The organism is Pseudoalteromonas sp. SWXJ133, assembly GCF_015864365.1.
Lineage (GTDB): Bacteria > Pseudomonadota > Gammaproteobacteria > Enterobacterales > Alteromonadaceae > Pseudoalteromonas > Pseudoalteromonas arctica.
This window is the reverse complement of the sequence record NZ_JADYXJ010000060.1, coordinates 1-632: the sequence shown is the minus strand read 5'-3', so window position 1 is coordinate 632 and position 632 is coordinate 1. Positions and strand designations below refer to the sequence as shown.

The 632-nt window shown below is 32.6% G+C and carries 1 protein-coding gene; it reads right to left on the bottom strand.

The features are described 5' to 3' along the window. Nucleotides 1-58: 58 nt before the first annotated feature. On the bottom strand, nt 59-523 hold the full coding sequence (locus tag I6F40_RS19620) for a hypothetical protein (protein ID WP_197193340.1): 465 nt from the start codon (nt 521-523) through the stop codon (nt 59-61). Nucleotides 524-632 lie beyond the last annotated feature (109 nt).

Here is a 632-nt window from a genome sequence, read left to right as displayed (position 1 = left end):
CCAAACTTACTTGACGCTTTCTTGAAATTGCCATAAGACACCCTGCTCGTTTTTTGCACTAACTAAAACGTAGTCCTAAATTTTGAAAAGAGCAAAATTTAGGATGGGTGTCACTGTTAATCTTGCACCGGATTGAGCTCATTAAGACAGCTAATAGTGGTGGATGAAGATGTGTCTCAGGTTCATCAAATAAAACCAAGCTGCGCTTATCAGCATGAGAAATAATATTAACTATTGAATGTATGACGAACTTATGACCTGTTGAAGAATTACTAAATACATCTGATAAGCTGTTAGATAAATTATCAAAATCTATACTTTTAAATAGTTCATAAAAAGAACTTTCTTTTGATAAAATTTTTAATACGGCACGTAAAATATATATCCTTTTCAAATCAGTAATTTTATCAACCAAAACTTTAACTTCAGACAGTAGTACCTCTATTGATTTAAGGTTTGTAAATGATTGGCGATCTTTTAAAATTTCTTCTTTAGTGAGTTTTCCTCGCTTTGTAGTGGTCAATAAAATTTGGCCACAGTTTTAGAATCTTGATATCTAACCTCAGATTCATTTGGCGCTAAACCGGCATTATAATGATGCGGCCTAACGTTGTTGTAATATCCGTTGATAT